The sequence below is a fragment of the uncultured Sunxiuqinia sp. genome (assembly GCF_963974515.1).
Taxonomy (GTDB): domain Bacteria; phylum Bacteroidota; class Bacteroidia; order Bacteroidales; family Prolixibacteraceae; genus Sunxiuqinia.
This window is the reverse complement of sequence record NZ_CAXBDD010000182.1, coordinates 1-3,894: the sequence shown is the minus strand read 5'-3', so window position 1 is coordinate 3,894 and position 3,894 is coordinate 1. Positions and strand designations below refer to the sequence as shown.

3 protein-coding genes are annotated in these 3,894 nt (G+C 46.9%); all 3 read left to right on the top strand.

Going from position 1 to position 3,894, the window contains the following annotated elements; translation table 11 throughout:
- Window positions 1-2,117: M3 family metallopeptidase (locus AAC033_RS18585; protein ID WP_339740961.1), on the top strand; the 2,117-nt coding region annotated here is incomplete at its 5' end.
- Between the two features lie 149 nt (window positions 2,118-2,266).
- Window positions 2,267-3,157, top strand: coding sequence for a DMT family transporter (locus AAC033_RS18580; protein WP_339740958.1), 891 nt, complete (start codon window positions 2,267-2,269; stop codon window positions 3,155-3,157).
- A 146-nt stretch (window positions 3,158-3,303) separates the two neighbouring features.
- The coding region (locus tag AAC033_RS18575; RefSeq protein ID WP_339740956.1) for a CotH kinase family protein at window positions 3,304-3,894 on the top strand (591 nt) is incomplete at its 3' end.

Here is a 3,894-nt window from a genome sequence, read left to right as displayed (position 1 = left end):
AGAACATGAAGAAAATTAATCCTGTATTATTGCTTATTCTGGCTATTTTTGTTTCCTGTAATTCATCAAACGAAACAAAAACAGCCATGGACAATCCTTTTTTGAGACCATATGACACCCCTTTCGAGGTGCCTCCTTTTGAACAGATTGAAATTTCGCACTATCTGCCTGCTGTCGAAGAGGGAATTAAACAACATCAACGAGAAATTGAAACGATCACAAGCAATTCGGAAGCACCCACTTTCGAAAATACCATCCTGGCTTTTGATGAGTCAGGTGATTTGCTGGAACGGGTAACCACGGTTTTTTTCAACCTGAACTCGGCCAGCACCAGTGAAGAAATGCAGGTTCTGGCCCGTGAGATTTCTCCCAAAGTAACCGAGCATAGCGATAACATCATGCTGAATAAAGATTTGTTTCAGCGGGTGAAAGCCGTTTATGACCAGCGCGAAAGCCTGAACCTCGATGCCGAACAGATGCGCGTGTTGGAAAAGTATTACAAGGATTTTGAACGCAGTGGCGCGAATTTATCGGACGAAGACCAGACCAAGCTGCGTGCGCTGAACCAGGAATTGTCCAACCTGCGCTTGCAGTTTGGCGAAAATCTGCTGGCCGAAACCAACAAGAATTTCCAGTTGGTGGTTGACAACGAAGCCGACTTGGCCGGCCTGCCCGAAGGCGTGATTGCCGCGGCTGCTGACGAAGCCAACAAAGCTGGAATGACCGGCAAATGGGTTTTCACCCTGCAAAAGCCGAGCTTCATCCCATTCCTGCAATATGCCGAAAACCGCGACTTGCGCGAAAAGATTTACCGCGGCTACTTTATGCGCGGCGACAACGACAACGAATTTGACAACAACGAGGTGTTGGCTCAAATGGTGGAGTTGCGCGAAGAGAAAGCCCAATTACTCGGTTTTGAAAACCATGCGGTGTACATTACCGATAACAACATGGCCAAAACGCCCGAAAATGTGTACGATTTTCTGTATAAACTTTGGAAACCTGCCCTGGAAGTTGCCAAGCAGGAAAGGGCCGAAATGCAGGCCATCGTCGATCGTGAGGACGGAAACTTTCAGCTGGCCTCGTGGGATTGGTGGTATTATGCCGAAAAACTTCGGAAAGAAAAATATAACCTGGATGAAGAGGAACTGAAACCTTACTTCAGCCTGGAGAACGTGCGTGATGGTATTTTCTATGTGTCGACTCAACTGTATGGCATTCAGTTCGAACGCCGCGAGGATATTCCGGTGTATCACCCCGAAGCGGAAGCTTGGGAAGTGAAGGAAGCCGATGGTTCGCATGTGGGGATTTTATACATGGATTTCCACCCTAGAGATGGCAAGCGGGTAGGAGCCTGGAATACCGGTTATCGCGATCAGGCTTACAAAGACGGACAGAAAGTACAGTACCCGATCACTTCGATTGTGTGTAATTTTACGCGTCCTACCGGCGACACACCTGCGCTGCTTAACTTCGATGAGGTGACTACCTTCTTCCACGAGTTTGGCCATGCCCTGCACGGATTGTTTACCGACGGACCTTACCAGCGCACGGCCGGCAATGTGCCACGCGACTTTGTGGAGCTGCCTTCGCAAATCATGGAAAACTGGGCTGCCGAACCCGAAGTGTTGAAAGTATATGCCAAGCATTACGAAACCGGTGAGGTGATTCCCGATGAGCTGGTTCAGAAACTGGTGAACAGCGGTCATTTTAACCAAGGTTTTGCTACGGTTGAATACCTGGCTGCCGCTTTGCTCGACATGGATTGGCACACGCAGGAGTTTACCGGCGATGTTCGCGCGTTCGAAAAAACGGCACTCGACCGTATCGGTTTGATTGAAGAAATCATTCCACGTTACCGCAGCACCTATTTCTCACATATTTTTGCCGGTGGCTATTCGGCTGGCTATTACGTGTACATTTGGGCCGGCGTGTTGGATACCGACGCTTTTGCAGCGTTTAAAGAATCAGGCGATTTGTTTAATCCTGAGTTGGCAGCCAAGTTCCGTACTTTGCTGGCCAAATCGGGCTCCGACGAAGGCATGGTGATTTACCGCAACTTCCGGGGACAAGATCCTTCGTCCGAATATCTGTTGCAGAAACGGGGACTGAAATAGTCTTCCGTTGAACGATTTAAAGGGAGAGAGCCTTGTGGATGCTAAGCCACAAGGCTCTTTTGGTTGTGATTTAATTGAAGGAATACGAGCTGTAATTTCACAGCCTTTCGTAAATTGCACGCCACAAAATTAACGCTGAAGTTGACCCTATGAGCGAACTGTTGAAAAACCACATTAAGCTCCATTTCGTTGTTTTCATTTATGGTTTCACGGCCATCCTCGGAAAACTGATTACTTTGCCTGCCGCCGAAATGGTTTGGTATCGCATGCTCATTGCTTTTGTGGCGCTGGGATTGTTTCTCAAATACCGCAAGCGATCCATTGCTTATCCGCCGCGCGCCATTTGGCAAATGCTGGGCGTTGGTTTGGTGGTGGCTTTCCACTGGATCACCTTTTTTCATGCGGTCAAAATTTCCAATGTGTCGGTTACCTTGGGTTGTTTGGCATCCACCACCTTATTCACCAGTATCCTCGAACCCATCATTGTTAAACGGCGAATTATTTGGGTGGAAGTGATTATTGGGCTGATTATTATTTTAGGTCTTTACCTTATTTTTCAATTCGAATTTCGCTACAAGTGGGGGATTATTACCGCACTGACTTCGGCTTTTCTGGCCGGCTTGTTTACGGTGCTTAACAAAACTTTCATCAACAAATACAACCCGGTGGCCATCAGCTTTTACGAAATGGGCAGCGGCTTTGCGGGCATCTCAATCTTTCTTTTACTGAGCGGACGCTTTTCTTCGGGCTTCGTGGCCCCCATGCCCATGGACTGGTTGTGGTTGATGGTTCTGGGGATTGTTTGCACGGCCTATGCTTACGTGGTTTCCATCGATGTGATGAAAGTGCTGTCGGCCTATTCAGTCGTGCTGACCATTAATATGGAGCCGGTTTATGGCATTGTGATGGCCTACTTTATCTTTAAGGACTCGGAGTACATGTCAGCTGGCTTTTACATCGGCACTACGGTGATTTTGTCCGCGGTCATCCTTTATCCTTTTATCCTTCGGATGCTCAATAAGCGAGTGCAAGTGGTATAACGCACAGGATTCTATAATTTGCCTGACATCGTGCTTTCGCATTCGGATTTAGTATGTTATCTTTACTTCTTTCATTTCTTGCGAAAATCAGTTGGATGACGGGTGGCACAACCTAAAACCATAAGAACCAATTTAAACCGATCTCTATGCGGAGATATTTACCATTTCTGTTCTTCCTACTCTTTCTTTCGACGGCTTTTGGCCAGTCGTTTAGCTCGTCAAACTTGCCGTTAGTGCTTGTCCATACAGGCGGCAAAACAATTTCGGATGATCCAAAAATTGATGCGGCCATGGGAATCATTTGGAATGGGGCCGGGAAAACCAATGCGTTAACCGATGACTTTAACGACTACAACGGAAAAATTGGTATTGAACTTCGCGGATCTTCATCTCAAGGCTTTCCAAAGAAGTCATACGGATTGGAATTGAAAAATGATCACGGAGAGGACATTGATGCCTCTTTGCTTGGAATGCCCGCCGAAGAAGACTGGATTCTTTATGGTCCCTATTCTGATAAAACCCTGATTCGAAATGTGCTGATATTTACCCTCGACGCAGCACTGGGGCACTATTCGCCCCGATGCCGTTTTGTTGAATTATTTTTGAACGACCAATACCAAGGCGTGTACGTGCTGATGGAAAAAATTAAGCGTGATGATCTTCGATTAGATTTGGCGAAGTTAAATCCGGACGAATTGTCGGGCGAAGATCTGACTGGCGGTTACATTATTAAAATA